This is a genomic window from Streptomyces sp. SCPE 10, assembly GCF_051980735.1.
Lineage (GTDB): Bacteria > Actinomycetota > Actinomycetes > Streptomycetales > Streptomycetaceae > Streptomyces > Streptomyces misionensis.
Genome location: NZ_CP197069.1, coordinates 3,852,739 through 3,875,327, shown reverse-complemented (window position 1 = coordinate 3,875,327; position 22,589 = coordinate 3,852,739). Strand labels below are relative to the sequence as shown.

Sequence of the window (22,589 nt, the reverse complement as noted above, 5' to 3'; positions counted from 1 at the left end):
GCAACCCCGGTAGCGAAACCGTCACACACCGTCCGGACAGGCCAACGGCCCGGCGCCCGGAGAGACACCTCATGGCGTTGCCCAATTTCGGCCGACTTCCATCGACAGCCGCGAACTGACCGCAAGCCGTCATCCGAGCCCGTACGAACCCGACCGATCCCGGCCCACCTCACTCCGATTGCTTCGGTCCGTGCCATCACGCCGACACGGCGCGGATCGACGTCCCGCACCGCCCGGCACCGGTCCCCACGAGGGGAGGGACCGGTGCCGGCGGGCGGGGATCCTCCCGTGGGCATACCCGGCGACCTGACCGTCAGTCATCCGCGTTCGCGTCCCCGGCTGTTCCGGAAGGGGTGACGCTCACCCTGGGGGAGACCGCTGGACGCGACCGGCGGCGCCACGGCCGGTTGAGCGCCCGGCTCGCCGGGCAGTGACGTCCTGGAACGCGATCGCCGCTGGAGGGACGTATGAAGGTCACCGTGGACCGCTCCGCGTGTTACGGCTCCGCCGAGTGCGCCCACCGGGCGCCGGCCGTGTTCGGCTTCGAGGACGGCTACGGCTTCGTACGGCCCGGCCAGGAGGAGACCGCCGACGACCCACGGGTGCGCGAGGCGGCCGAGCGCTGCCCCTCGCAGGCGATCCTGCTGGGCGAGTAGCGCCGGGCGGCCGGTCTCAGGCGGGATAGCTCCAGCCGAGGTCCGCCAGCGCGCGGGCCCTGGCCTCCGCCACGGCGGCGCGGGCCGCGCGTTCGGCCGGGTCGGTGTGCGCGGACTGGCCGGTGGCCTGCCCCTCCCACTTGCGGTACAGCAGGCCGGCCTCCGCCGAGAACCACCCGCGGCTCACCGCGTCCAGCGCCAGCAGCAACCCGGTGTCCTCGGACGCGGGCAGCGCCATCCAGCCGCCCAGCGCGGTCAGCAGCTCCCGGCGTACGCAGAGCGTCGCCGGGTGGACCGGGGGCCGGAAGTCGTTCCGCTTCCAGTGGTCGAGCACGGTGCCGCGCTCCAGCGGCCCCTCGTCGGGATCGCCGGGGAAGCCGGCCGTGGAGCCGCCGGGCAGCAGGTCCAGGACCCGGCAGGTCGTCCAGCCGAGGGTGGGGTGCGCCGCCAGGGCGGCGAGATCGCGGGCGAGCGCGCCCGGGGTGAGCCGGTCGTCGGCGTCCAGGACCTTCACGCAGTCGCCCCGCGCGTGTGCCAGCGCGATCGTGCGCGCGACGCCCGGACCGCCCGGTCTGCCCTGGCGGAAGGAGACGCGCGGGTCGTCGGGGACGTAGGGGCGGACCGCGTCCGTCGTGCCGTCCTCCTGGATCACCCACTCCCACTGCCCGCCGCCGGGCAGCTCCTGGTCGCGCAGGGACGCCCAGGCCTGCGGCAGGAACCGGGCCGAGGGGGCGTGGACTGCGGTGACGACGGTGACAAGGGTGGCGCGCCGGCTCACGGCAGCACTCACCACCTTTCGGGACCTCTCCGGGATGTCGCGGCCATCGTCTCAGGCCGTCCCGGGCCCCTGGGAACGCGCGCTTGACCCCCGGCCGGGTGGGCCGGGGGTTTTCCGTGTCGACCATGCGTACGCAAGTCGCCGTGGTGTCGAAACGTCAGCGGTGCCGGGGGGAGAGAGGATCTCTCGGCAGGGGAAGGAGGATCCGTCAGCAGTCGAGCGGTGCGGAGGGCTGCCGGGCCACCGTCCGCTGTTCCGTCTGCTGTGTCTCGCGGGTCTTCTGGGTCTCTTGGATCTCCAGCGGTGTCTGGTCCTCGTCGAGGGGGCGGCGCCGGCAGCTCGGGGACTTTCCGTGGGCCTCGGCCCGGATCCGCTGTTTCATCGTGGGGGGCAGGGCCCGGGAGGAGGGCCAGGACCAGTGGCGTGGGGCCGGGATCGTCGGGACCGTCCGTGAGGCGGTCTCGGTACGCGGGTTCTCGGTGCGCGGCGCGGCGGTCGCGGTGGCGGCGGAGGCGCTCACGAAACCGAGCGCGGTGCACAGGGCGAGAAAGGCGGTGACGATGGCGGTCCACAGCTTCATGACCTTGTTCTGGTCCATTACCCCTCACTTTCGGGTTGGGCGATTTGCGTACTTTCCTCATGATGTGTATGAGGTTCGCGAAGTGGTGGACCGACGCTCGTGGCGCCGCGATGTTCGGATGAACACCACTCGGATGGCCGTAAGAAGGTCGGAAAACCCCTAAATCCCGGTGAGCGGGAGCGAAGGGGGAGCAAAGTGACGGTCCGTGGGGGTGTGATCACCCTCCGATCGGAACGCCGTCCGACCTGGCCTATTGCGCCCGCCGGGGCCCGAGTTGGGGCCGGACGCAGGTCACCGATCGATATCGGTCGGTGTGTATAGTCGGGCGCCAGAGGTCCCCTACGTCAAGGAAAGACGAGGTCGCGCGGTGTTGAAGAAGCTGCTCCTGGTCGCACTGGCCGCCATCGGCGGGCTCCTCGTGTACCGCCAGATCCAGGCGGATCGCGCCGAGCAGGACCTGTGGACGGAGGCGACCGACTCCGTGCCCACCGGTTCGTGAGTCCGATTCCAGAGTCTGAGGCAGACCCCGGCCGCCGCTCGCGGTCGGGGTCTTCGCGTATCCGGTCCGCTTGCGGGCTCCCGGTGGGTGGTGTAGGCGTGGCCGCATCCCCCGGCGCGGGGCGCGGTGTTTAGGACGGTCTCGCGCATTGCCCGGATGGCGCAGCGGCTCCCGGGGCAGGATGGGCCACGGCCCGGCCGCCCACCGCGGCGGGCGGCCACCGGAAGGCCGTGACACAGGGGGTGCACACGTGCGGCGGCACAGGCGTACGGCGTGGGGGCGGTGCCGCGCTCCCCTGACGGCCGCGATCCTGGCACTGGGGCTGTGCGGCACCGCCGCGTTCCCCGCGGCCGCCGCCGACGCCCCCGGCTATGCCTTCTCCCCCGGCGCCCGCACGGTCGAGGGCGCGACCGGCACCGCCGACGCCCCGCGGCTCGACGCCGGCCGGGTCTACCGGGGCTCCCTGCCCGAGCACGGCCGCCTCACCTACCGCCTCCACCTCGCCGAGGCGGACGCCGACGCCACGGCCTACGTACCCGTCACCGCCGTACCGCCCCCGGACGCCACCGTCACCGCCACCGACGGCATCCGGGTGTCCGTCCGGGACGCGCACGGCACGGCCTGCTCCTACGCCACCGCCCGTTTCGGCGCCGCGCTCAGCCCGCATCCGGTCACCGCCCTCGGCAGGCGCGAGGCGGGCAAGGCGCTGTGCCGGGGCGCGGGGACCTACACCGTGCTGGTCGAACGCCTCGACACCGGAAGCGCGGGCACCGGCTCGGCCGGGCGCTGGGACCTGGAGATCGCGCCCGTCCTCGAACCCCGGCTCAGCGCGCCGGCGCCCAGCGACGCGCCCGGGACCTGGGACTCCGCCACCCCCGAGCCGCTCGCCGGCGCCCCTCGGGACCTGACCGGCGGCGCGGGCTTCACCGCGGCCCGCCCGCTGGGCCAGGGCGTCTGGCGGACCACCCTGGTGCCCGGCCAGACCCAGTTCTACAAGGTGCCGCTGGACTGGGGCCGCCGGGTGCAGGCCACCGCCGAACTGGGCGGCGCCCAGGGGCACGGGTACGTCGGCGGCGCCCTGGACCTCGCCCTGTACAACCCGGTGCGCGGCCTGGCCGACGACGCCTCCCTCGGCTACACCGGCGTGCGCAGGCCCGTCTCCCTCGCCCCGCTCCCGCCGGTCGAGTACGCCAACCGGTACGCCGCGCCCGCGGCGGTCACCGCACTGCGTTTCGCCGGCGACTACTACCTGGTGCTGCACCTCAGCGACCGGCTCGACGGCACGTTCGGGCGCGGGCCGTACGACGTGACGCTGCGGGTCCGCGTGGACGGCCGGGCGCACGCCGGGCCGGGGTACGCCGGGCGGCCGGTGCCGGACGGCGTCTTCACGGCCACGGAGCGGGACGCGGCGGTGGCGCCCGTCCCCGTGGCGGGGGGTTCCCGGGGCGACGGGACCGCGCTGAAGGCCGTCGCGGCGGGCGGGTTCGGGCTGGGGACCGCGTCGCTGCTGGTGCTCGGCGGGTGGACGGTGGCGGCCCGGCGGGCTCAGAGCCGGTTCAGGGCCCAGAACCCGAGCGCGTAGCAGACCAGCGCGAGCAGCAGCAGGCAGACCACGGCCCCTGCCGGGGGACCGGGGCGGCGGGGGGCGCGCCGGGCGCGACGGCCGTGTGCGGGCGGGGTGCGGGGCGTGGCCGGAGCGGGTGCCGGAGCGGGCGCCGGGACAGGTGCCGGGGCGGCGGTGTAGGCGGCGGTGACGCTGTCGCCGGGCGATGCGGGCGGCGGAATCCTGGTGGCGGGGGCGGCGGCCGGCAGTGGCGGCGCGGTGGGGGGAGGCGGTGCGGACGGCAGCGGTGTGGAGCCGGTGGCCAGGGGTGGCGGCAGGCGGAAGCTCCCGGTGTCCGACAGGGAGCCGGTGCCGGTCGGCCCGGCCGGGGGCCCGCTCGGATACCCGGTGTCGGCCCGCGGATCGGCGCCCGGGACGGCGACGGACCGCCGGGTCCTCGACGTCTTCCTCTCCGGCCCGTTCGGCCCGAATCCCTCGGGCAGTTCCGGGAGTTGGTCGAAGATCTCGATCGGCTCGTCGTCCAGGCCGCCGAGGTCGGGCAGGAGTTCCCTGACCGGCGCGAGCCCTTTGCGCGCCCCGGTGGCGGTCTGGTACCGGGCCGCCGGATCGGGCTGGAGCAGCGCGGCGACGAACTCCCACAGCGGCGCGGGGATGTTCTTGGGGGCGCTCGGGGTGCCGTGCTCGGTGAAGTACCGCACGAGCTCCTTGGCGTCGGGCTTGGCGCCTTCGAGGAGGTACAGGGCGACCAGGCCCACGGCGAACAGATCGGCGGTGAAGTCCGGGTCGGCCCCGTTGAGTTGCTCGGGGGCGAGGTAACCGGGCGTGCCCACCACGAGGTTGGTCTCGGTCAGCCGCGGCTCGCCGAACCGCATGGCGATGCCGAAGTCGGACAGCCGCAAGCGCGGCCGGCCGGTGCCGGTGGCTTCGAGGAGGATGTTGGCGGGCTTGATGTCGCGGTGCACGACGCCCTCCGCGTGCACGGCGGCGAGACCGGAGAGCAGCTGGTCGAGCAGGACGCAGACGAACGCGGGCGGCAGCGGACCGTAGTCGTTGACCAGGCTGACCAGGGAGCCGCCGGCGACCAGGTCCATGGTGAACAGCACTTTGTCGTCGTCGGCGGCCCAGCTGGCCGGGGCGAGGACATGGGGGTGGTCGATCCGCAGGGCCTGCTCCCGCACGAAGCGCAGCAGGGAGTGGGCGTCGCGTTGCTGGAGCACCTTGGCGGCCACATAGCGCCGCCGGCGGTGGTCCCAGACACGCCATACGACGCCCACGCCGCCGTGCCCGATCGGGTCGGCCAGCTCGTACCGGCCGGAGAACACCTCGCCCATGACTGCCGCAGCTCCTCCCCCTCGGGACCCTGCTTCCGCCCGGCCCCCCCCGAGCCGGGCGGGCGTTCAGTTCTGGTGGGACTGGTAGTGCGCGACCGCGTCGGAGGTGCGGCCGGCACCGTAGACGCGCAGGAACTCGGCGAGTTCGGGCTGGGTCGGGGCGAGGGCGTCCGCGGCCTCGATGATGTCGCTCGCGGCGGCCACCGAGCGCAGCAGCGACTGGATCTCCCGGACCACGCGCTTGACGGTGGGCGCGCCCGAACCGTTCGTCGACTGCGCGGTGTTGCTCAGCACGGAGCCCCCCTGCGACTTCTTGATCTCGTCCATCCGCTCGGTCGCCTCGGCGGCGCTGACGCTGCCGTCCGCCACCTGCGCCGCCAGCTCCTGCAGCTGCTGTACCCGCTGGACCACCGCGGGATTGCCGATCTTCGCCCGCTGCCCGCTCATCAGCTGGGACAGCATCGGAGCGGACAGCCCCAGGACCGCCGCGAGACGGGCCTGGTTGAGGCCGAGATCGTCGATCAGCTTACGGAAGAGCGCCCCCAACGGCTCCCCGTACCAGTTCCGCTGCAGCTCCCGCGCTCTGGCGGTGGCTTCCTGCTGTGCGGCGTCCATTGCGTCTCCCCATCGCTTCCCCTGAAAACCGCGGTTCGCTGTAGCGAACCACGCCGAGCATCTTACGGAGCGTGGTCATCCGCGGGGACCCCCAATCTTTTTGCGGGATACGGGGGGTGACCCGGTACTCTGGTCTGCGGCACCGGCGGGCGCACACCCCTCCGGTCGGCCACACCCTTCCCGGGGCCTTAGCTCAGTTGGTAGAGCGCCGTCTTTGCATGGCGGATGTCAGGGGTTCGACTCCCCTAGGCTCCACTGTCGAGAACCCCCTGACCTGCGGAAACGTCGGTCAGGGGGTTCTTTGGCGTGGAAGGCGGTCGCCATCGCGGTCACCCCCGCGGCCGGCGGGGCGGTCAACTGGCGGGCGGGCCATGGGGTTACGGCTCGCAGGGGCGGCGGGACGCGCGGAAGGCCAGGGCCGGCGGGCGGGCCCGGGGGTACCGGGCCGGGCGGGACCTGCGGTCCGGGGGCGGCGGCCCCGGAGCGGGTGCTCCCGCGCTCCGGGCGGGCGGTGCCCGGACGGCTGCGGTCGCAGGTCCGGGTGATTGCGGTGATCCTGTCAGAGAAGCGTGGCTTGCTCGCGGCCGCCGTGCGCCGGTGGCCGCGCCGCACAGGAAGGCGACGCCCATGACGTCGATATCCGACAAGTCGGAGCGCGGGCATGGAGGCCCCGGCCGTGAACGCATGCTCGACAGCGCGTCCCGGGCCGCCGGGGCCCTGCTGATGCTCAGCGGGCCGCTCAGCATTCTGATGGGCGCGGCCGGCATCGCGGAGGACAGCCTGTTCGCCACCTCGAACGGGTACGCCTACAACTTCCCGCTGACGGCGTGGGGCATCATCCACCTCGTCATCGGCATCGCGCTCACCGTCGCGGGCCTCGGCGTACTGGCGGGCAAGAGCTGGGGCCGCGGGGCCGGCGTGGTGACGGCCGGCGTCAGCCTGATCACCCAGTTCATGTTCGTGCCGTTCTATCCCGGCTGGGCGATCCCGGTGATGGCCCTGGACCTGCTGATCCTGTTCGCCCTGACCAGGTCGCACATCGAGGCCGCCCGCTGACTCCCCGTTTCACGTGAAACGGGCCCGGGGCCGGAAGCGCGTGCTCGCTCCGGCCCCGGGCCCGTTCCGCACGAACCGTTCAGACCTGTCCGTCGCCGTCCGTGGTGGCGGTCCCCTCGGGACCGCTGCCGTCCACCGAGCCGAGGCCACCCGATTCGGGGACCTCCGTCGCGGCCGGCGGCTCGACCAGCCACTCGGGGTTGGCCTGGCGCTCCCACCACTTCCAGGCGGCGAAGGCGCCGCCCGCCACCAGGGCCGTCAGCCCCAGCAGCTTGGCGACCCGGCCGGCCCGACACCTGCGCGCCTTGCGACGGGCGAGCTTCTGGATGTCCTTCGCGGAGACCTGGCCGCGCAGTGCGGCCAGCGCGGCGGCGCCCCGGGCCGCGGCCTCGTCCGCCACCGGCCCGGCCGCGGCCATCGCATGCTCGATCCGGGGCCGTGAGTACTCGGCCGTCTGCCGGGCGGCCTTACGGGCGCGGCAGGCGGCCTCGTGGGCCGCCAGGTCCACCTTCGGCGGGACATAGGTGCGCCGGGCCTGTTCCAGACGCGGGGCGAGCCGGGCGTCGTACTGCACGCGGGCCTGTTCGGCGGCCTGCGACACCACGGGCGCCAGCCGTACGCGTGCCTCCTGCGCGTAATGCGCGGCACGCTCCTTGGCCGTGTCGGCGTAGGGCGCCACCACGTCCGCGGCGTGCAGCACGCTGTCCTTCGCCGAGCCGGTCGCGGCGCGCACGCTGTCAATGCGGGTCACGGGTTCCTCCTCCTCGGTGGCGTACGGTATTTCGACTTTCCACCCTTTTACGGATCATGCCTGCGAACGGCCGGGGCGGCATGTGCGGACGCGCATATGGGTGCCGATCGCTCCTTCGGTTGGCCGACTGGCGCCGTGGTGGGCCATACGTGCGAGGATCGGAGCGTCACAGGAAGACAACGGAAGGCAGATCGTGGCTGAGCAGCTTTACGCCACCCTGAAGACCAACCACGGCGACATCGAGGTCCGGCTGTTCCCGAACCACGCGCCCAAGACGGTCCAGAACTTTGTCGAGCTGGCCAAGGGCGAGCGCGAGTGGACTCACCCCGAGTCCGGCAAGAAGAGCAACGACCCGCTCTACGACGGCACGATCTTCCACCGTGTCATCAGCGGCTTCATGATCCAGGGCGGTGACCCGCTGGGCTCCGGCATCGGTGGCCCGGGCTACAAGTTCGGGGACGAGTTCCACCCCGACCTGGCCTTCACCAAGCCCTACCTGCTCGCGATGGCCAACGCCGGCCCGGGCACCAACGGCTCGCAGTTCTTCATCACGGTCGCCCCGACGGCCTGGCTGACCGGCAAGCACACCATCTTCGGTGAGGTCAGCACGGACGCCGGCAAGAAGGTCGTGGACGAGATCGCGGGCGTGAAGACCGGCCGCAACGACCGTCCGGTCCAGGACGTCGTCATCGAGTCGGTCGTCGTCGAGACCCGCGAGGGCTGAGCCCCGCGCCGGGGCCGCCCGCCGGGGACGGGTCCCCCGGAACGCCCCACAGGGAACCAAACGCCCCGCTCGTCCGTAAGGATGAGCGGGGCGGGGTATGTGCCGGGGGAGCGCCACGAGGAGCGAGGGGATCATGGACCACGTCGCAAGCAGCGCACCGGACGCCCGGAGCGTGCCCGTGTGCTACCGGCACCCGGACCGGGAGACCGGCGTGCGCTGCACCCGCTGCGAGCGCCCCATCTGCCCCGAGTGCATGGTCAGCGCCTCCGTCGGCTTCCAGTGCCCCGAGTGCGTCCACGGCGGCGGCCCGGCGCCGAGCGGCGGGGAAGGCGGCGGCACGGCGCGCCCGATGGCCGCGGCCCGGCCGCGCACCATCGCCGGGGGCACCATGACGGCGGACCCCCGGCTGCTCACCAAGGTGCTGATCGGGATCAACCTCGCGGTGTTCCTGGTGCAGCTCGCCGTCGGTGAGAGCTTCACCCAGCGGTTCGAGCTGATCGGGCGGGCCTACACCCCCCTGCTGCCCGGGATCCAGGGCATCGCCGAGGGCCAGTACTTCCGCCTGCTGACCGCCATGTTCCTGCACGGCGGCTACGCCCACATCCTGTTCAACATGCTCAGCCTGTGGTGGATCGGCGGTCCCCTGGAAGCGGCGCTCGGGCGGGCCCGCTATCTCACCCTGTACTTCGTCTCGGGCCTGGCCGGCAGCGCGCTCACCTATCTGATCGCCGCGCCGAACCAGCCGTCGCTCGGCGCCTCCGGGGCGATCTTCGGCCTCTTCGGCGCCACGGGTGTGCTGATGCGTCGGCTCAACTACGACCTGCGGCCCCTCGTCGCCCTGCTGGTCGTCAACCTGATCATCACCTTCACCCCCGGTTTCAACATCGCCTGGGAGGCGCACGTCGGCGGCCTGGTCGCGGGCGTCGTCGCCGGGTACGCGATGGTGCACGCCCCGCGCCGCAACCGGGCGCTCGTCCAGTACGGCACCTGTGCGCTCGTGCTGGTGGTGGTGGCCGTTCTCACCCTGGTCAGAACGGGTCAGCTCACCTGACGCGGCACCGTTGTCCACAGCGGGTGGCGGATCTTGTGCATACGGTGCGGGATCAGCTGCGGGCCTTACCGCTCGGATGAGTTTTCGCAGGTGACGCGGGGTGCGAACGAATGTGTGGGACGCCGGTACGGCAGTCGTACCGGCGTCAACACCCGATGAGTTATCCACAGATCGTAGTCTTTTCCCCAGGGGGATGTGGAAATCCTCAGGCCTGTGGATAACTCGGCGGAGAACCCGTGGGCAGAGCCCCTACTTCCACTGCGTGGAGACACCGAACCCGGCGGCGATGAAGCCGAAGCCGACCACGATGTTCCAGTTGTCCAGGGCGTCGATGGGCAGCGAGCCGTCGGTCACATAGAAGACGACGATCCAGGCCAGACCGATGACGAACATGGCCAGCATGACGGGGGCGACCCAGCCGCTGTTGTTCAGCTTGATCGCCGCGGCCTGCTTCGCCGGCGGCGGCGTGAAGTCGGCCTTCTTGCGGATACGTGACTTCGGCACGAGGGTCTCTCCTGTCGATGCGCTGCGTGGCCGCGCAGGTAATGGGTCGGGCTCGGGGCAGCGTACAAGGGGCCAACATGACGACTCTGTGTGCTCCCCCGGGCGTCCGTTAGCGTAGTGCTTCCGCGGCGCCGAAGGAGATAAGGGTACGTTGAGCAATTCTGCCGACTCCCCCGGTACGGGAGCAATGGGTTCCGGCCCCCGCCGCAGGCCACGGGTGCGTCCGGGACGGATCCTCACCGCGGCCGTCTTCGCCCTCGCGGGCCTGATCTTCTTCACCAGCTTCGACACCGCCAGGGGCACCGACATCCGCCAGGACGGCTCCCTGCTGAAGCTGTCCGACCTGATCCAGCAGCGCAGCCGCAAGAACAAGGACCTGGACGAGTCCAACGCCGCCCTGCGCGACGGCGTGGAGTCCCTGGCCGCGAGCGACGGCGGCAGCACCAAGGCACAGGACCGGCGGCTCACCGGGCTGGAGAAGAGCGCCGGCACCGAGAAGCTCACCGGCAAGGCGGTCACCGTCACCCTCAACGACGCCCCGCCCAACGCCACTGCCAAGCTCCCCGGCTACCCCCCGCCGCAGCCCGACTACCTGGTCATCCACCAGCAGGACCTGCAAGCCGTGGTGAACGCCCTGTGGCAGGGCGGCGCCAAGGGGATCAAGGTCATGGACCAGCGGCTGATCTCCACCAGCGCGGTGCGCTGCGTCGGCAACACCCTGATCCTCCAGGGCCGGGTCTACTCCCCGCCGTACAAGATCACGGCGATCGGGGACCCGGGGCGGCTGCAGCGGGCGCTCGCGGACAGCAAGGCGATCCAGACCTACATGGTGTACGTCAACGTCTACGGCCTCGGCTGGAAGGTCACCGACGACGGAACGGTGACTCTCCCGGGTTACTCGGGCACGGTGGACCTGCACTACGCGAAGCCCGTGCAGTAGCCGTCCGCCTCGCCGGGCGCACCCGGACTCCACCCAGCCTGTGGAGTCAGGCGTACCGGGAGCGCCGCGCCGCTAGTCTGGTGACGTACGGCGTGTGTCTGGTGCCGTAGGGACACGGAAGGGACGGCAAGGACGGCATGTACGGCTGGATCTGGCGGCATCTGCCGGGAAACGCATGGGTGAGGGCGCTGATCTCCGTCCTGCTGGTCCTCGCCGTGGTCTACGTCCTGTTCCAGTACGTCTTCCCGTGGGCCGAACCGCTGCTGCCCTTCAACGATGTGACGGTGGACAACCAGTGAGTGCGCGCATTCTCGTCGTGGACAACTACGACAGCTTCGTCTTCAACCTCGTCCAGTACCTGTACCAGCTGGGCGCCGAGTGCGAGGTGCTGCGCAACGACGAGGTGTCGACCGCGCACGCCCAGGACGGCTTCGACGGCGTCCTGCTCTCGCCCGGCCCGGGCACCCCGGAGCAGGCCGGCGTCTGCGTGGAGATGGTCCGCCACTGCGCGGCCACCGGGGTGCCGGTCTTCGGCGTGTGCCTCGGCATGCAGTCGATGCAGGTGGCGTACGGCGGTGTGGTCGACCGGGCGCCGGAACTGCTGCACGGCAAGACCTCGCCGGTCGAGCACGAGGGCAAGGGCGTCTTCGCCGGGCTGCCCTCGCCCTTCACCGCGACCCGCTACCACTCGCTGGCGGCCGAGCCCGCGACGGTCCCGGCCGAGCTGGAGGTGACCGCCCGCACGCACGACGGCATCATCATGGGCCTGCGCCACCGGGAACTCCCCGTCGAGGGCGTGCAGTTCCACCCGGAGTCGGTGCTCACCGAGCACGGGCACCGGATGCTGGCCAACTGGCTGGAGGAGTGCGGCGACCAGGGTGCCGTGGCGAGGTCGGCGGGGCTCGCCCCGGTGGTGGGCAGGGCCACGGCGTGACCGCCCTGCGCCCCGAGCGCGAGGAGGTGGACGGCGGCGGGCGGCCGTACGAGCCCCCCGCCGGTGCGCCCGGCGCGGCCCCCGTCGACGACGAGACGATGGCGCTGCGGGTCGCCGACCCGGCGTCCATGAGGGCGCGCAGGGGTCCTCTGGGGCCCTCTGGAGCCCCATCGGCCCCTGCCGTCACCGGACCTGCCCCCGGTGGCCGTGCGGGCCGCAGGAGGGCGGCCAAGCATCGCGGCGGGCGCCGTGGCGGGAACCGCGAGCCCGCCGCCTGTGAAAGACCCGCGCCGGACCGGGCGGAGTCCGACCCGGACCGCCCGCTGAGCCGGGTGGAGGCCCGGCGGCGGGCGCGGCAGGCCAGGCCCGGCCCGGCGGTGGTCGCGAGCCGGGTGCTCGGCGAGGTGTTCATCACCACCGGCGTGCTGATGCTGCTGTTCGTCACCTACCAGCTGTGGTGGACCAACGTGCGGGCGCACGCGCAGGCCGGCAGCGAGGCCCATCAGCTCCAGGACGACTGGGCGAACGGCAGGCGCAACCCCGGGGTCTTCTCGCCTGGCCAGGGCTTCGCCATCCTGCACATCCCCAAGCTGGACGTGGTGGCGCCGATCGCGGAGGGCGTCAGCACCACCCGGGTGCTCGACAAGGGCATGGTCGGGCACTACGGCGAGGCGCCGCTGAAGACGGCGATGCCCGACGCGAAGACCGGAAACTTCGGGCTGGCCGCGCACCGCAACACCCATGGCGAGCCGTTCCGGTACATCAACCGGCTCACCCCCGGTGACCCGGTCGTGGTCGAGACCCAGGACACCTACTACGTCTACAAGGTGACGTCGACCCTGCCGGTCACCTCCCCGTCCAACACCAGCGTGCTGGACCCCGTACCCAGGGGCTCGGGCTTCACCAGGCCCGGCCGCTACATCACCCTGACCACCTGTACACCGGAGTTCACCAGCAAGTACCGGCTGATCGTCTGGGGCAAGATGGTCGAGGTTCGCCCCCGCAGCAAGGGCAAGCCGGACGCGCTCCTCGAGTAAGGGCTAGGACACTGTGGCAGCGACCGCCGACGAGAACGAAGCGACCGACGAAACCACTGCCGCGCCCGGACCGCAGGCCGCCGAGCGGCGCCGGCGCCCGGGCAGGATCGCGCAGGCCGTCAGCGTCTTCGGGGAACTGCTCATCACCCTGGGCGTGTTGCTCGGCCTGTTCGTCGTCTACTCGCTGTGGTGGACGAACGTGCTGGCGGACCGCAAGGCCGATCGGCAGGCCGACGAGGTGCGCCGGCACTGGGCGCAGCAGAAGGACTCGGGGCCGGGCGCGCTGGACACCAAGGACGGCATCGGCTTCCTGCACGTGCCGGCGATGAAGAACGGCACGGTCCTGGTCGAGAAGGGCACCGGCACCGACGTCCTCAACGACGGTGTGGCCGGCTACTACACCGACCCGGTCAAGGCCACGCTCCCGACGACCGGCAAGGAGGGCAACTTCGCCCTCGCCGCCCACCGCGACGGCCACGGCGCCAAGTTCCACAACATCGACAAGCTGGAGAAGGGCGACCCGGTCGTCTTCGAGACCCGGGACGACTGGTACGTCTACAAGGTCTTCGCGATCCTCCCGGAGACCTCGAAGTACGACATCGGCGTGGTCGACCCGATTCCCAAGGAGTCCGGCCGGAAGAAGCCCGGCCACTACATCACGCTGACCACCTGCACCCCCGTCTACACCTCGCGCTACCGCTACGTCGTCTGGGGCGAACTGGTCCGGGTGCAGAAGGTCGACGGCAAACGCACCCCGCCCGCGGAACTGCGCTGAACCACCGGGGAGACGAAGGGGCCCCTGCCGGAGGATTCCGGCAGGGGCCCCTTCGTTCGCGGGCGCGCGGGGATCAGCCGTGCAGGCCGCCGAAGAAGTTGGCGCCGTTGTCGTTGCCGTTGTTGCCGCCCGGGCCGCCGCCCATGGTGACCACGTCGATGGCCTGACCCTGGTTCACCTGGGTGCCCGGGGGCGGGTTGGAGCTGACGACGATCGCGTTGTCGTCGCCGCCGTTCTGCACGTTGCCGAGTTGCAGGCCCGCCTGCTGGAGCATCTGCTTGACCTGCCCGAGCTTCTTGCCCACGATGCCCGGCACCTGGACCTGGCTGGGCTGCTGGGCCTTGCCGACGTTGATCGCGACGGGCGTGTTCTTGGAGACCTGCTGCCCGGCCGGCGGGTTGGTCGACAGGACCTTGCCGTTGTCGTCCGGGTTGTCGGTGGGCTGGTCGTTGCAGCTCGGCACCAGGCCCATGCCCTGGAGCTCGGCCTTGGCCTCGTCACAGGACTTGCCGACGACGTCGCTCGGGATGGTCACCTTCTCCTCCGCCTTGGCGACGGTGAGGGTGATCGTGGTGCCCTTCTGCTTGCTGCTGCCGCCCTCGGGGTCCTGAGCGGTGACGACGCCCGGCGTCTGGGTCGACACCTCGTCCTTGCGCTCGACGTCGAAGCCCTTGTCCTTGAGCCGGGACTCGGCCTCGTCGAACTGGAGGCCGCGGACATCGGGCACGGTCACCTTGGGTGCGCCCGTGGAGATCACCAGGTGGATGGTGGTGTTCTTGTCCACCTGGGTGCCCTTGGCCGGGTCCTGCGAGCACACGAGGCCCTTGGGCTGGGTCTCGCAGGGCTTGCGGTCGGTGACGTCGACCTTCAGATCGACGTTGGCGGCGGTGGTGGCGGCCTGCTTCTCGGTCTCGCCGACGAGGTTGGGCGCGGAGAGCTTGCCGTCCGCGCCGTGCCCGCCGAAGGCGTACTTGCCGATCAGGATGGCGCCGATCAGCACCAGCACACCGGCGACGATCAGCAGGATCGTGGAGGTGTTCTTCTTCTTCGGCTGCTGGCGGCGCCGGTCGGGGCGGTCGTCGTAGCCGAAGCCGCCGTCGTCCGGACCCATCGGCGGGAGCATGGTGGTGGCCGCCGCCTGCGCCTCCGGGCGCAGCGCCGCGGTCGCCTGGTCGTCGCCGTAGCCGGCGTAGCCGACCGCGCCCATCGCGGCCGTGGCCCCGACCGGCTGGCCGTCCAGGCACGCCTCGATGTCGGCGCGCATCTCGTCGGCCGACTGGTAGCGGTAGTCGGGGTCCTTGACCAGCGCCTTGAGGACGATCGCGTCCATCTCGGGGGTGATCTCGGGATCGAAGACCGAGGGCGGCTGGGGCTCCTCGCGGACGTGCTGGTAGGCCACGGCCACCGGGGAGTCGCCGACGAAGGGCGGGCGGACGGTCAGCAGCTCGTAGAGGAGGCAGCCCGTGGAGTAGAGGTCGGAACGGGCGTCCACCTGCTCGCCCTTGGCCTGCTCGGGCGAGAGGTACTGGGCCGTGCCGATGACCGCCGCGGTCTGCGTCATCGTCATGCCGGCGTCGCCCATCGCGCGGGCGATGCCGAAGTCCATCACCTTGACCTGACCGCCCCGGGTCAGCATCACGTTGGCCGGCTTGATGTCGCGGTGGACGATGCCGCTGCGGTGCGCGTACTCCAGGCCCTGGAGGATGCCGATGGTCATCTCCATGGCGCGCTCGGGCAGCAGCTTGCGCCCCGAGTGCAGCAGCTCGCGCAGGGTGGAACCGTCGACGTACTCCATCACGATGTACGGGATGGACACCCCGTCGATGTAGTCCTCGCCCGTGTCGTAGACCGCGACGATCGCAGGGTGGTTGAGCGAGGCGGCCGACTGGGCCTCCCGGCGGAACCGGGCCTGGAAGGACGGGTCGCGCGCGAGGTCGGCGCGCAGCGTCTTCACCGCCACGGTGCGGCCGAGCCTGGTGTCATGCGCGAGGTAGACCTCCGCCATGCCACCACGGCCGAGCACCTGGCCCAGCTCGTACCGGCCGCCGAGGCGACGCGGCTCTTCCATAGCTACCTACCAGCCCTCTCCGTCGGTCTCGGCCGACACATCGCTGTGCGCCGAGGCTGCCGTCCGGGCCTACGGTACCCGGCTCCCTTTGTATGACCTGGCCAAGTCCGGAACCCGATACCGGACCGGTATCGCAACGTGCGTCGATGTGAAGGCACTGTGATGGGGGTCACTTCTTGGAGTTGATGACCGCCTCCATCACGTTCTTCGCGATCGGCGCGGCCAGGCCGCCGCCGGAGATGTCGTCACGGTTGGCCTGGTCGTCCTCGATCACCACGGCCACGGCCACCGGGGAGCTGCCGTCGGGGAGCTTGGCGTAGGAGATGAACCACGCGTACGGGTTGGCGCTGTTGGCCACACCGTGCTGGGCGGTACCGGTCTTGCCGCCGACGACGGCGCCGGGGATCTTGGCGCTGGTACCGGTGCCCTTGTCGACCACGGTCTCCATCATCGACTGCAGGATCTGCGCGTTCTGCGGCGACAGCGGCCGGCTCATCTCCTGCGGCTTGGTCTTCTCCACCGGGTCGAGGTTGGAGGCCTCCAGCTCGTCCACCATGTACGGCTTCATCAGCTTGCCGTCGTTGGCGACCGCCGAGGCGACCATGGCCATCTGGAGCGGGGTGGCGGCGGTGTTGTACTGGCCGATGGAGGACAGCGCGGTCTGCGAGGGGTTCATGTCCTTGGAGAACACCGAGGCGTTGGAGCGCACCGGGGTGAACTGCTCCGCGTCGAAGCCGAACTTCTTCGCCTCCTCCAGCATCTTGTCGTTGCCGAGGTCGGCGCCGATCTTGCCGAAGACGGTGTTGCAGGAGTACTGGAGCGCGACCCGCATGGTGGCGTTCTTGCAGGGCAGGTTGCCCTCGTTGGGCAGCGGGGTCGTGGTGCCCGGCATGGTCCACGGCAGCGGGGAGTCGGTCGGCTGGTCCGCGGAGGTGTACTTGCCGTTCTCCAGCGCCGCCGCCGCGGTGACCACCTTGAAGGTCGAGCCCGGCGGGTAGGTCTCGCGCAGCGCCCGGTTGAGCATCGGGTCGGCCGGGTTGTTCTCCTTCAGCAGCTTGTTCCTGGCCGCTGCGTCCGCGTCGGTGTTGCCCGCGAAGGACGAGGGGTCGTACGACGGGAAGGAGGCCAGCGCCAGGATCTTGCCGGTGGACGGCTCCAGGGCGACGACCGCGCCCTTGCCGCCCTGCTTCTTGAGGCCGTCGTACGCGGCCTTCTGCGCGGCGCCGTTGAGCGTGGTGACGACGTTGCCGCCCTGCTTCGGCTTGCCCGTGATCATGTCCAGGGTGTTGCGGAAGAACAGCCGGTCGTCGTTGCCGGTGAGGATGTCGTCCTCCAGGTTCTCCAGCTGGGTGCCGCCGAAGGCCTGGGAGGAGAAGCCGGTGACCGGGGCCCACATGGGCCCGTCCTTGTAGGTGCGCTTGTACTTGAAGTCGCCGTGCTTGACCTCGGTCGAGCCGGTGATCGGGTTGCCGTCCACGATGATGTCGCCGCGCGGCGCGGAGTACCGCTCGATGGCGACCCGCCGGTTGAGCGTGTCGGTGCGCAGGCTGTCCGCCTTGACGTACTGGAGGTAGTTGTCGCGGACGAGCAGGGCCAGGATGAGCAGACCGCAGAAGATCGCGATCCGGCGCAGGGGCTTGTTCATGACGGGCGGACCACCTGGGTCATCTCGGCGTCGGGGTTGGCTGCGGGGGCGGGCGCCGGGCGGCGGGCGGTGTCGCTGATGCGGATCAGGACGCCGATGAGCGCCCAGTTGGCGATCACGGACGAACCGCCGTACGCGAGGAACGGCATGGTCATACCGGTCAGCGGGATGAGGCCCATCACACCGCCGGCCACGACGAACACCTGGAGCGCGAAGGCGCCGGAAAGGCCGATGGCCAGCAGCTTGCCGAACGGGTCGCGGGCGGCGAGGGCGGTGCGCACACCGCGTTCCGCGATCAGGCCGTAGATCAGCAGGATCGCCATGATGCCCGCCAGGCCCAGCTCCTCGCCGAAGGTGGCGAGGATGAAGTCGGAGTTGGCGGCGAACTTGATCAGCTCCGAGTGGCCCTGGCCCCAGCCGGTGCCGAGGGTGCCGCCGGAGCCGAAGGCCCACAGGGCCTGCTGGAGCTGGTCGGAGTGGGCGATGCCGTCGTGGGTCACCATCCGGCTGAGCTTGTACTCGTGCATCGGGTTGAGCCAGGCCTGCACGCGGGTCTGGATGTGCGGCTCGAAACTCGCCACGCCGACGGCACCGGCCGCGGACATCAGCAGACCGAAGACGATCCAGCTGGTCCGCTCGGTGGCGACGTACAGCATGATCACGAACATGCCGAAGAACAGCAGCGACGTACCGAGGTCGGTCTCGAAGACCAGGATCAGGATGGACATCGCCCAGACCGCGAGGATCGGGCCGAGGTCGCGGCCGCGGGGCAGGTAGAGGCCCATGAAGCGGCGGCTGGCGAGGGCCAGTGCGTCCCGCTTCACCATCAGGTAGCCGGCGAAGAAGATCGCCAGCACGATCTTGGCGAACTCGCCCGGCTGGATGGTGAAGCTGCCGATGTGGATCCAGATCTTGGCGCCGAAAACGTTGGCGCCAAGGCCCGGTACCAGCGGCAGAAGCAGCAGGAGCAGCGCGCAGACCATGGAGATGTAGGTGTAGCGCTGGAACGTGCGGTGGTCCTTGAGGAAGTACAGGACGGCCACGAACAGGGCGATGCCCATCGCCGTGTACATGAGCTGGTTGGTGGCCTTGCCGCCCGCGACATGGATCTGCTGGAGCGCCTTGGACTGGTCGAGCCGCCAGATGCAGACCAGGCCGAGCCCGTTGAGCAGGGTGGCCAGCGGCAGCAGCAGCGGGTCGGCGTACGGGGCGAACTTCCGTACGACGAGATGGGCCACGCCGGCCAGCAGGCCGAGGCCCAGGCCGTAGCTCAGCAGCCCGGCGGGCACCTGGTTGTCGATGGCCAGGCCCACGTTGGCGTAGGCGAACACCGGGATGAGCACCGCGAAGATCAGCAGGGCCAGCTCGGTGTTGCGGCGGCTCGGCGCGCCGATCGCGCCGATGGTGGACGTGTGGTGCGTCGGCGAGTTAGTCGTACTGCTCATCGTGTGACAGGGCCTCTCACGGCTTGCCTACTGCTTACCGCACAGCGAGACGACCTTCTGCTCATCCTCCGAGAGAGTGGGGCCGGGGCTGGGGGTCGCGGACGGGGTCGTGGTCGAAGACTTCGAGGATCCCGGGGCTGCCGGGGAGGTCGCGGTCGCCTTCGGGTTCGTGGTCGCGGTCGTCCGGGTGAAGGCCGCACGGGTCATGGTGCCCGTACCGGTCCCGGCGCCGCCGGTGGTCTTGCCCGTGTGCGGCTTGCCCGGCTGGGTGCGCTCGGCATCCTGCCGCTCGGACTCCTTCTTGCAGGCGGAGGCCTGCACGGCCAGCTCCTGGATCTTCGACTGGGCGTCCTTGAGGCCGCCCTCGGCGATCGTCGCCTTCACCTGCTTCTGCTGGTACGACGGCAGGTACTTGAGTTCGATCTCCGGGTGGTCCTTCTCGATCTTCGACAGCGACACCCAGGCCAGGTCCTGGCTGATCCCGCGGTACAGCGCGACGTGCTCCTCGTTGGCGCCGACGTAGTACTGCGTCTGCGTCCAGCGGTAGCCGCCGTACAGTCCGCCGCCCACGACCGCGAGGGCCAGGGCGCTGTAGAGCGAGGCCTTCAGCCATCTGCGGCCCTTGCGGGGCTTGGTGAAGTCGCCGTCGGCGTACTCGTCGAAGCTGTCCGACGGGGCGTAGCCGTTGCCGTCGCCGGAGCCGGGCGGGCCGAACTCGCCGCCGCCGTGGCCCTGCCTGCCGAGGTGGGAGGCGCGCCCCGCCGGGGTCTGCATGATGCCGTTGTCGTGCAGGTGGAGCTGGTTCTCGGCGACCGCGCCGACCACGACCGGCTGGTCGGACAGCTGGCCCGCGAGGGTGTCGCCGGTGTCCAGGTCGAGGACGTCGGCCACGATCACGGTGATGTTGTCCGGGCCGCCGCCGCGCAGCGCGAGCTGGATCAGCTCCTGCACCGTCTCCTGCGGGCCCTGGTAGCTGGCGAGGGTCTCCTCCATCGTCTGGTGGGAGACGACGCCGGACAGGCCGTCGGAGCAGATCAGATAGCGGTCGCCGGCGCGGACCTCGCGGATGGACAGGTCGGGCTCGACGTGGTCGCCGCTGCCGAGGGCGCGCATCAGCAGGGAGCGCTGCGGATGCGTCGTCGCCTCCTCCTCGGTGATCCGGCCCTCGTCCACGAGCCGCTGCACCCAGGTGTGGTCCTGGGTGATCTGCGTGAGCACCCCGTCCCGCAGCAGGTAGGCGCGCGAGTCGCCGACGTGCACCAGACCGAGCCGCTGCCCGGTCCACAGCAGCGCGGTGAGCGTGGTCCCCATGCCTTCCAGCTGGGGGTCCTCCTCGACCATGGAGCGCAGCTGGTCGTTGGCGCGCTGCACGGCCACGCCGAGGGAGGTGAGGATGTCGGAGCCGGGCACGTCGTCGTCGAGCGTGACCAGGCTGGAGATGACCTCGGAGGAGGCGACCTCGCCGGCCGCCTGACCGCCCATGCCGTCGGCGATCGCGAGCAGGCGGGTGCCGGCGTAACCGGAGTCCTCGTTGCCCTCGCGGATCATGCCCTTGTGCGAACCGGCGGCAAAGCGCAGTGACAGACTCATGCGCACCTCGCCCGTCGGCTCCGAATGCAGCCGGTCGTGTCGAGCCACACTGCCCACCCTCCGGTCGGGAGCGCGCCGGGGACCGGACGGCGGTCCGCCGCTGCGTGCTCGCTCCGCTCGCGCTCACTCATGATGTAGCACTACTTCCGCAGCTCGATGACGGTCTTGCCGATGCGGATCGGCGCGCCCAGCGGGATCGGTGTGGGGGTCGTCAGCCGGGACCGCTCCAGGTAGGTGCCGTTGGTCGACCCGAGGTCCTCGACGATCCACTGGCCGCCCTGGTCCGGGTAGATCCTGGCATGACGGCTGGAGGCGTAGTCGTCGTCCAGCACGATCGTGGAGTCGTGCGCACGGCCCAGGGTGATCGTCTGGCCCTGCAGCGCGACGGTGGTGCCGGTCAGCGTGCCTTCGGTCACGACCAACTTGCTGGGGGCGTTGCGCCCGCGCCGGCCGCCGCCGCTGCTCTGCTGGCTCCGCTGCTGCGGGGGCGCGGCCTGCTGCTGCCGGGCCGCCCGGCCGCCCGCGGGCTGGGCCCGCCCGGTGTCCCTACGCGATCCGCGCTGGGTGACGCGCGTACCGAACAGGTCGCTGCGGATGACCTGCACGGCCACGATCACGAACAGCCACAGTACGGCCAGGAAACCCAGCCGCATGACCGTGAGGGTCAGCTCTGACATTGCCCCCGCTTCACCCTTCGGCTTGCCTATAGATAACGGTGGTGCTGCCCACGACGATCCGCGAGCCGTCGCGGAGCGTAGCGCGGGTGGTGTGCTGCCCGTCCACCACGATGCCGTTGGTGGAACCGAGGTCCTGGATCGTCGAGGGCGTTCCGGTCCGGATCTCGCAGTGCCGGCGGGAGACGCCGGGGTCGTCGATCCGTACGTCGGCCTCGGTGCTGCGGCCCAGCACCAGGGTCGGCCGGGAGATCTGGTGGCGGGTGCCGTTGATCTCGATCCAGTAGCGGGTGCGCCCGCCGCTCATCGGAGCGGCCGCGGGGCGCTGGGTGGCGGGCTGCGGGTAGCCGTAGCCGCCGGGGCGGGCGCCGGGCGGCGGGGCGGCGGGCATCGGGGGGGCGCCGGCGGGCGGGTAGCCGTACCCGCCCTGACCGGGACGGCCGGCGGCCGGTGCGGCGGGGCCCGGCGCCGCCTGGGCCGGCCCGGGCGCCGCGCCCTGCTGGTCGCTGGAGGAGGCGAGGGTGCGCGAGCGCACCCGGTACAGCCCGGTGTCCAGGTCGTCGGCCTTCTCCAGGTTGACCTTGATCGGGCCCATGAAGGTGTAGCGCTGCTGCTTCGCGTAGTCACGCACCATGCCGGCCAGCTCGTCGCCGAGCTGGCCGGAGTAGGGGCTGAGGCGCTCGTAGTCGGGCGCGCTGAGCTCCACGATGAAGTCGTTCGGTACGACGGTGCGGTCGCGGTTCCAGATCGTGGCGTTGTTGTCGCACTCGCGCTGCAGCGCGCCGGCGATCTCCACAGGCTGGACCTCGGACTTGAAGACCTTGGCGAAGGTGCCGTTCACCAGACCTTCGAGACGCTGCTCGAACTTCTTCAGGACTCCCATGGGGCACCTCCTCCGTCCTTGCCGTTTCCTTGCCCTGCTCTGTGTACTGCTGTGTGCGCTGACTTGCCGGGTACCGCCGGTACTGCTTCCGGTACTGCTTACTGATCGTATCCACGCCCCCGGCAAACAGGCGGTTCCCCCAGCCGGTCCGCTTCGAACTCCTCCCCGGACCAGCGCGCGGGAACCCTTCCCGGCATGGATCGTAGAGGCGGCCGAGCACCAGTGTCCCGCACCCGGCCTCGCTCCCGGTCCGCCTCCTGGGGAGATGGCCGGGACCGGTACGAGGTTGATACGTGAACCAGGTCTCCTTGATACGGGAACCACCACGTGAACCGGCCCTCCTTCATACGCGCCGGAGAGGCGCGGCGCTGTGCGGATGGTCACGGGTGTGGGGACGGTCACGGTGAGCGGGGGGAGGGGCGGGACTCGGTGGGGGGCAGAGGGCGAGTGGTCGGGGCGCTCGGGGTGATCAGGGGATCGGGGAGTCGG

General features: G+C 71.1%; 23 protein-coding genes and 1 tRNA gene. 12 read left to right on the top strand and 12 right to left on the bottom strand.

Annotation, left to right across the window (positions count from 1 at the left end; all coding sequences use genetic code 11):
• Positions 1 to 467 precede the first annotated feature (467 nt).
• Positions 468 to 656, top strand: coding sequence for a ferredoxin (locus ACSP97_RS18000; RefSeq protein WP_355146495.1), 189 nt, complete (start codon positions 468 to 470; stop codon positions 654 to 656).
• A gap of 16 nt (positions 657 to 672) precedes the next feature.
• Here ACSP97_RS18000 and ACSP97_RS17995 read toward each other — a convergent pair whose 3' ends face one another.
• Positions 673 to 1,446, bottom strand: a complete 774-nt coding sequence (locus tag ACSP97_RS17995) for a glycosyltransferase (RefSeq protein WP_440558294.1) — start codon at positions 1,444 to 1,446, stop codon at positions 673 to 675.
• Between the two features lie 196 nt (positions 1,447 to 1,642).
• Complete coding sequence (locus tag ACSP97_RS17990; protein WP_355321520.1) at positions 1,643 to 2,032, bottom strand: DUF6344 domain-containing protein; 390 nt, start codon at positions 2,030 to 2,032, stop codon at positions 1,643 to 1,645.
• A 352-nt stretch (positions 2,033 to 2,384) separates the two neighbouring features.
• On the opposite strand from ACSP97_RS17990, the gene ACSP97_RS17985 reads away from it, so the two are divergent.
• Both ACSP97_RS17985 and ACSP97_RS17980 read left to right on the top strand, forming a co-directional pair.
• On the top strand, positions 2,385 to 2,513 hold the full coding sequence (locus tag ACSP97_RS17985; protein WP_003999697.1) for a DLW-39 family protein: 129 nt from the start codon (positions 2,385 to 2,387) through the stop codon (positions 2,511 to 2,513).
• A 250-nt stretch (positions 2,514 to 2,763) separates the two neighbouring features.
• Positions 2,764 to 4,095, top strand: a complete 1,332-nt coding sequence (locus ACSP97_RS17980; RefSeq protein WP_440558287.1) for a hypothetical protein — start codon at positions 2,764 to 2,766, stop codon at positions 4,093 to 4,095.
• On the opposite strand, the gene ACSP97_RS17975 is transcribed toward ACSP97_RS17980, so the two are convergent.
• Both ACSP97_RS17975 and ACSP97_RS17970 read right to left on the bottom strand, forming a co-directional pair.
• Positions 4,059 to 5,408, bottom strand: coding sequence for a serine/threonine-protein kinase (locus ACSP97_RS17975; protein WP_440558286.1), 1,350 nt, complete (start codon positions 5,406 to 5,408; stop codon positions 4,059 to 4,061). The genes ACSP97_RS17980 and ACSP97_RS17975 overlap by 37 nt on opposite strands.
• A gap of 66 nt (positions 5,409 to 5,474) precedes the next feature.
• Positions 5,475 to 6,023: a helix-turn-helix domain-containing protein gene (locus ACSP97_RS17970; protein ID WP_070028904.1), complete on the bottom strand. Its 549-nt coding sequence runs from the start codon at positions 6,021 to 6,023 to the stop codon at positions 5,475 to 5,477.
• A gap of 182 nt (positions 6,024 to 6,205) precedes the next feature.
• On the opposite strand from ACSP97_RS17970, the gene ACSP97_RS17965 reads away from it, so the two are divergent.
• Positions 6,206 to 6,278: transfer RNA gene (locus ACSP97_RS17965), tRNA-Ala, on the top strand.
• Positions 6,279 to 6,650: 372 nt separating this feature from the next.
• The gene (locus tag ACSP97_RS17960; RefSeq protein WP_355525836.1) at positions 6,651 to 7,079 is read left to right on the top strand and encodes a DUF7144 family membrane protein; all 429 of its coding nucleotides are present in this window, start codon (positions 6,651 to 6,653) and stop codon (positions 7,077 to 7,079) included.
• 79 nt (positions 7,080 to 7,158) lie between these two features.
• Here the strand turns inward: ACSP97_RS17960 and ACSP97_RS17955 are convergent, their stop codons facing one another.
• Positions 7,159 to 7,830 carry a DUF5324 family protein gene (locus ACSP97_RS17955; RefSeq protein WP_355146483.1) on the bottom strand — a complete coding sequence of 224 codons (672 nt, stop codon included), beginning with the start codon at positions 7,828 to 7,830 and terminating at the stop codon, positions 7,159 to 7,161.
• Positions 7,831 to 8,023: 193 nt separating this feature from the next.
• Between ACSP97_RS17955 and ACSP97_RS17950 the strand changes: the two genes are divergently transcribed.
• Both ACSP97_RS17950 and ACSP97_RS17945 read left to right on the top strand, forming a co-directional pair.
• On the top strand, positions 8,024 to 8,554 hold the full coding sequence (locus tag ACSP97_RS17950) for a peptidylprolyl isomerase (protein WP_355146481.1): 531 nt from the start codon (positions 8,024 to 8,026) through the stop codon (positions 8,552 to 8,554).
• 133 nt (positions 8,555 to 8,687) lie between these two features.
• The gene (locus ACSP97_RS17945) at positions 8,688 to 9,605 is read left to right on the top strand and encodes a rhomboid family intramembrane serine protease (RefSeq protein ID WP_355146479.1); all 918 of its coding nucleotides are present in this window, start codon (positions 8,688 to 8,690) and stop codon (positions 9,603 to 9,605) included.
• Positions 9,606 to 9,854: 249 nt separating this feature from the next.
• On the opposite strand, the gene crgA is transcribed toward ACSP97_RS17945, so the two are convergent.
• Positions 9,855 to 10,109, bottom strand: coding sequence for a cell division protein CrgA (crgA, locus tag ACSP97_RS17940; protein ID WP_070028916.1), 255 nt, complete (start codon positions 10,107 to 10,109; stop codon positions 9,855 to 9,857).
• Positions 10,110 to 10,260: 151 nt separating this feature from the next.
• Here crgA and ACSP97_RS17935 point away from each other — a divergent pair, with 151 nt between their 5' ends.
• The 5 genes from ACSP97_RS17935 (at position 10,261) to ACSP97_RS17915 (ending at position 13,795) form a co-directional block, all read left to right on the top strand.
• Complete coding sequence (locus ACSP97_RS17935) at positions 10,261 to 11,049, top strand: DUF881 domain-containing protein (RefSeq protein WP_355321526.1); 789 nt, start codon at positions 10,261 to 10,263, stop codon at positions 11,047 to 11,049.
• A gap of 137 nt (positions 11,050 to 11,186) precedes the next feature.
• Positions 11,187 to 11,348: a hypothetical protein gene (locus ACSP97_RS17930; RefSeq protein WP_107409144.1), complete on the top strand. Its 162-nt coding sequence runs from the start codon at positions 11,187 to 11,189 to the stop codon at positions 11,346 to 11,348.
• Positions 11,345 to 11,983: an aminodeoxychorismate/anthranilate synthase component II gene (locus ACSP97_RS17925; protein ID WP_070028919.1), complete on the top strand. Its 639-nt coding sequence runs from the start codon at positions 11,345 to 11,347 to the stop codon at positions 11,981 to 11,983. The genes ACSP97_RS17930 and ACSP97_RS17925 overlap by 4 nt, the downstream gene beginning before the upstream one ends.
• Positions 11,980 to 13,020 carry a class E sortase gene (locus ACSP97_RS17920; RefSeq protein ID WP_440558282.1) on the top strand — a complete coding sequence of 347 codons (1,041 nt, stop codon included), beginning with the start codon at positions 11,980 to 11,982 and terminating at the stop codon, positions 13,018 to 13,020. Before ACSP97_RS17925 ends, ACSP97_RS17920 begins: the two co-directional genes overlap by 4 nt.
• A gap of 13 nt (positions 13,021 to 13,033) precedes the next feature.
• Positions 13,034 to 13,795: a class E sortase gene (locus ACSP97_RS17915; RefSeq protein WP_355146473.1), complete on the top strand. Its 762-nt coding sequence runs from the start codon at positions 13,034 to 13,036 to the stop codon at positions 13,793 to 13,795.
• 73 nt (positions 13,796 to 13,868) lie between these two features.
• Here the strand turns inward: ACSP97_RS17915 and pknB are convergent, their stop codons facing one another.
• From pknB to ACSP97_RS17885, 6 genes are all read right to left on the bottom strand, one after another.
• A complete protein-coding gene (gene pknB / locus ACSP97_RS17910; RefSeq protein WP_355146471.1) occupies positions 13,869 to 15,863 on the bottom strand; it encodes a Stk1 family PASTA domain-containing Ser/Thr kinase in 1,995 nt (664 codons plus the stop codon).
• Positions 15,864 to 16,032: 169 nt separating this feature from the next.
• Entirely contained in the window at positions 16,033 to 17,508 is a 1,476-nt protein-coding gene (locus ACSP97_RS17905) for a peptidoglycan D,D-transpeptidase FtsI family protein (RefSeq protein ID WP_355146469.1), read from the bottom strand.
• The gene (locus ACSP97_RS17900; protein ID WP_355146467.1) at positions 17,505 to 18,953 is read right to left on the bottom strand and encodes an FtsW/RodA/SpoVE family cell cycle protein; all 1,449 of its coding nucleotides are present in this window, start codon (positions 18,951 to 18,953) and stop codon (positions 17,505 to 17,507) included. Before ACSP97_RS17900 ends, ACSP97_RS17905 begins: the two co-directional genes overlap by 4 nt.
• Before the next feature lie 27 nt (positions 18,954 to 18,980).
• Positions 18,981 to 20,543 carry a Stp1/IreP family PP2C-type Ser/Thr phosphatase gene (locus tag ACSP97_RS17895; protein WP_440558279.1) on the bottom strand — a complete coding sequence of 521 codons (1,563 nt, stop codon included), beginning with the start codon at positions 20,541 to 20,543 and terminating at the stop codon, positions 18,981 to 18,983.
• A gap of 140 nt (positions 20,544 to 20,683) precedes the next feature.
• The gene (locus tag ACSP97_RS17890) at positions 20,684 to 21,220 is read right to left on the bottom strand and encodes an FHA domain-containing protein FhaB/FipA (protein ID WP_355146463.1); all 537 of its coding nucleotides are present in this window, start codon (positions 21,218 to 21,220) and stop codon (positions 20,684 to 20,686) included.
• 10 nt (positions 21,221 to 21,230) lie between these two features.
• Positions 21,231 to 22,100: a DUF3662 and FHA domain-containing protein gene (locus ACSP97_RS17885; protein ID WP_355146461.1), complete on the bottom strand. Its 870-nt coding sequence runs from the start codon at positions 22,098 to 22,100 to the stop codon at positions 21,231 to 21,233.
• Between the last annotated feature and the right edge of the window lie 489 nt (positions 22,101 to 22,589).

Bases quoted from the DNA above. Each gene is read 5' to 3' on its own strand.
- ACSP97_RS17930 (WP_107409144.1), top strand. From the start codon at position 11,187: ATGTACGGCTGGATCTGGCGGCATCTGCCGGGAAACGCATGGGTGAGG.
- ACSP97_RS17990 (WP_355321520.1), bottom strand. From the start codon at position 2,032: ATGGACCAGAACAAGGTCATGAAGCTGTGGACCGCCATCGTCACCGCC.
- ACSP97_RS18000 (WP_355146495.1), top strand. From the start codon at position 468: ATGAAGGTCACCGTGGACCGCTCCGCGTGTTACGGCTCCGCCGAGTGC.
- ACSP97_RS17900 (WP_355146467.1), bottom strand. From the start codon at position 18,953: ATGAGCAGTACGACTAACTCGCCGACGCACCACACGTCCACCATCGGC.
- ACSP97_RS17970 (WP_070028904.1), bottom strand. From the start codon at position 6,023: ATGGACGCCGCACAGCAGGAAGCCACCGCCAGAGCGCGGGAGCTGCAG.
- ACSP97_RS17905 (WP_355146469.1), bottom strand. From the start codon at position 17,508: ATGAACAAGCCCCTGCGCCGGATCGCGATCTTCTGCGGTCTGCTCATC.
- ACSP97_RS17890 (WP_355146463.1), bottom strand. From the start codon at position 21,220: ATGTCAGAGCTGACCCTCACGGTCATGCGGCTGGGTTTCCTGGCCGTA.
- pknB (WP_355146471.1), bottom strand. From the start codon at position 15,863: ATGGAAGAGCCGCGTCGCCTCGGCGGCCGGTACGAGCTGGGCCAGGTG.
- ACSP97_RS17960 (WP_355525836.1), top strand. From the start codon at position 6,651: ATGACGTCGATATCCGACAAGTCGGAGCGCGGGCATGGAGGCCCCGGC.
- ACSP97_RS17895 (WP_440558279.1), bottom strand. From the start codon at position 20,543: ATGAGTCTGTCACTGCGCTTTGCCGCCGGTTCGCACAAGGGCATGATC.
- ACSP97_RS17945 (WP_355146479.1), top strand. From the start codon at position 8,688: ATGGACCACGTCGCAAGCAGCGCACCGGACGCCCGGAGCGTGCCCGTG.
- ACSP97_RS17975 (WP_440558286.1), bottom strand. From the start codon at position 5,408: ATGGGCGAGGTGTTCTCCGGCCGGTACGAGCTGGCCGACCCGATCGGG.
- ACSP97_RS17885 (WP_355146461.1), bottom strand. From the start codon at position 22,100: ATGGGAGTCCTGAAGAAGTTCGAGCAGCGTCTCGAAGGTCTGGTGAAC.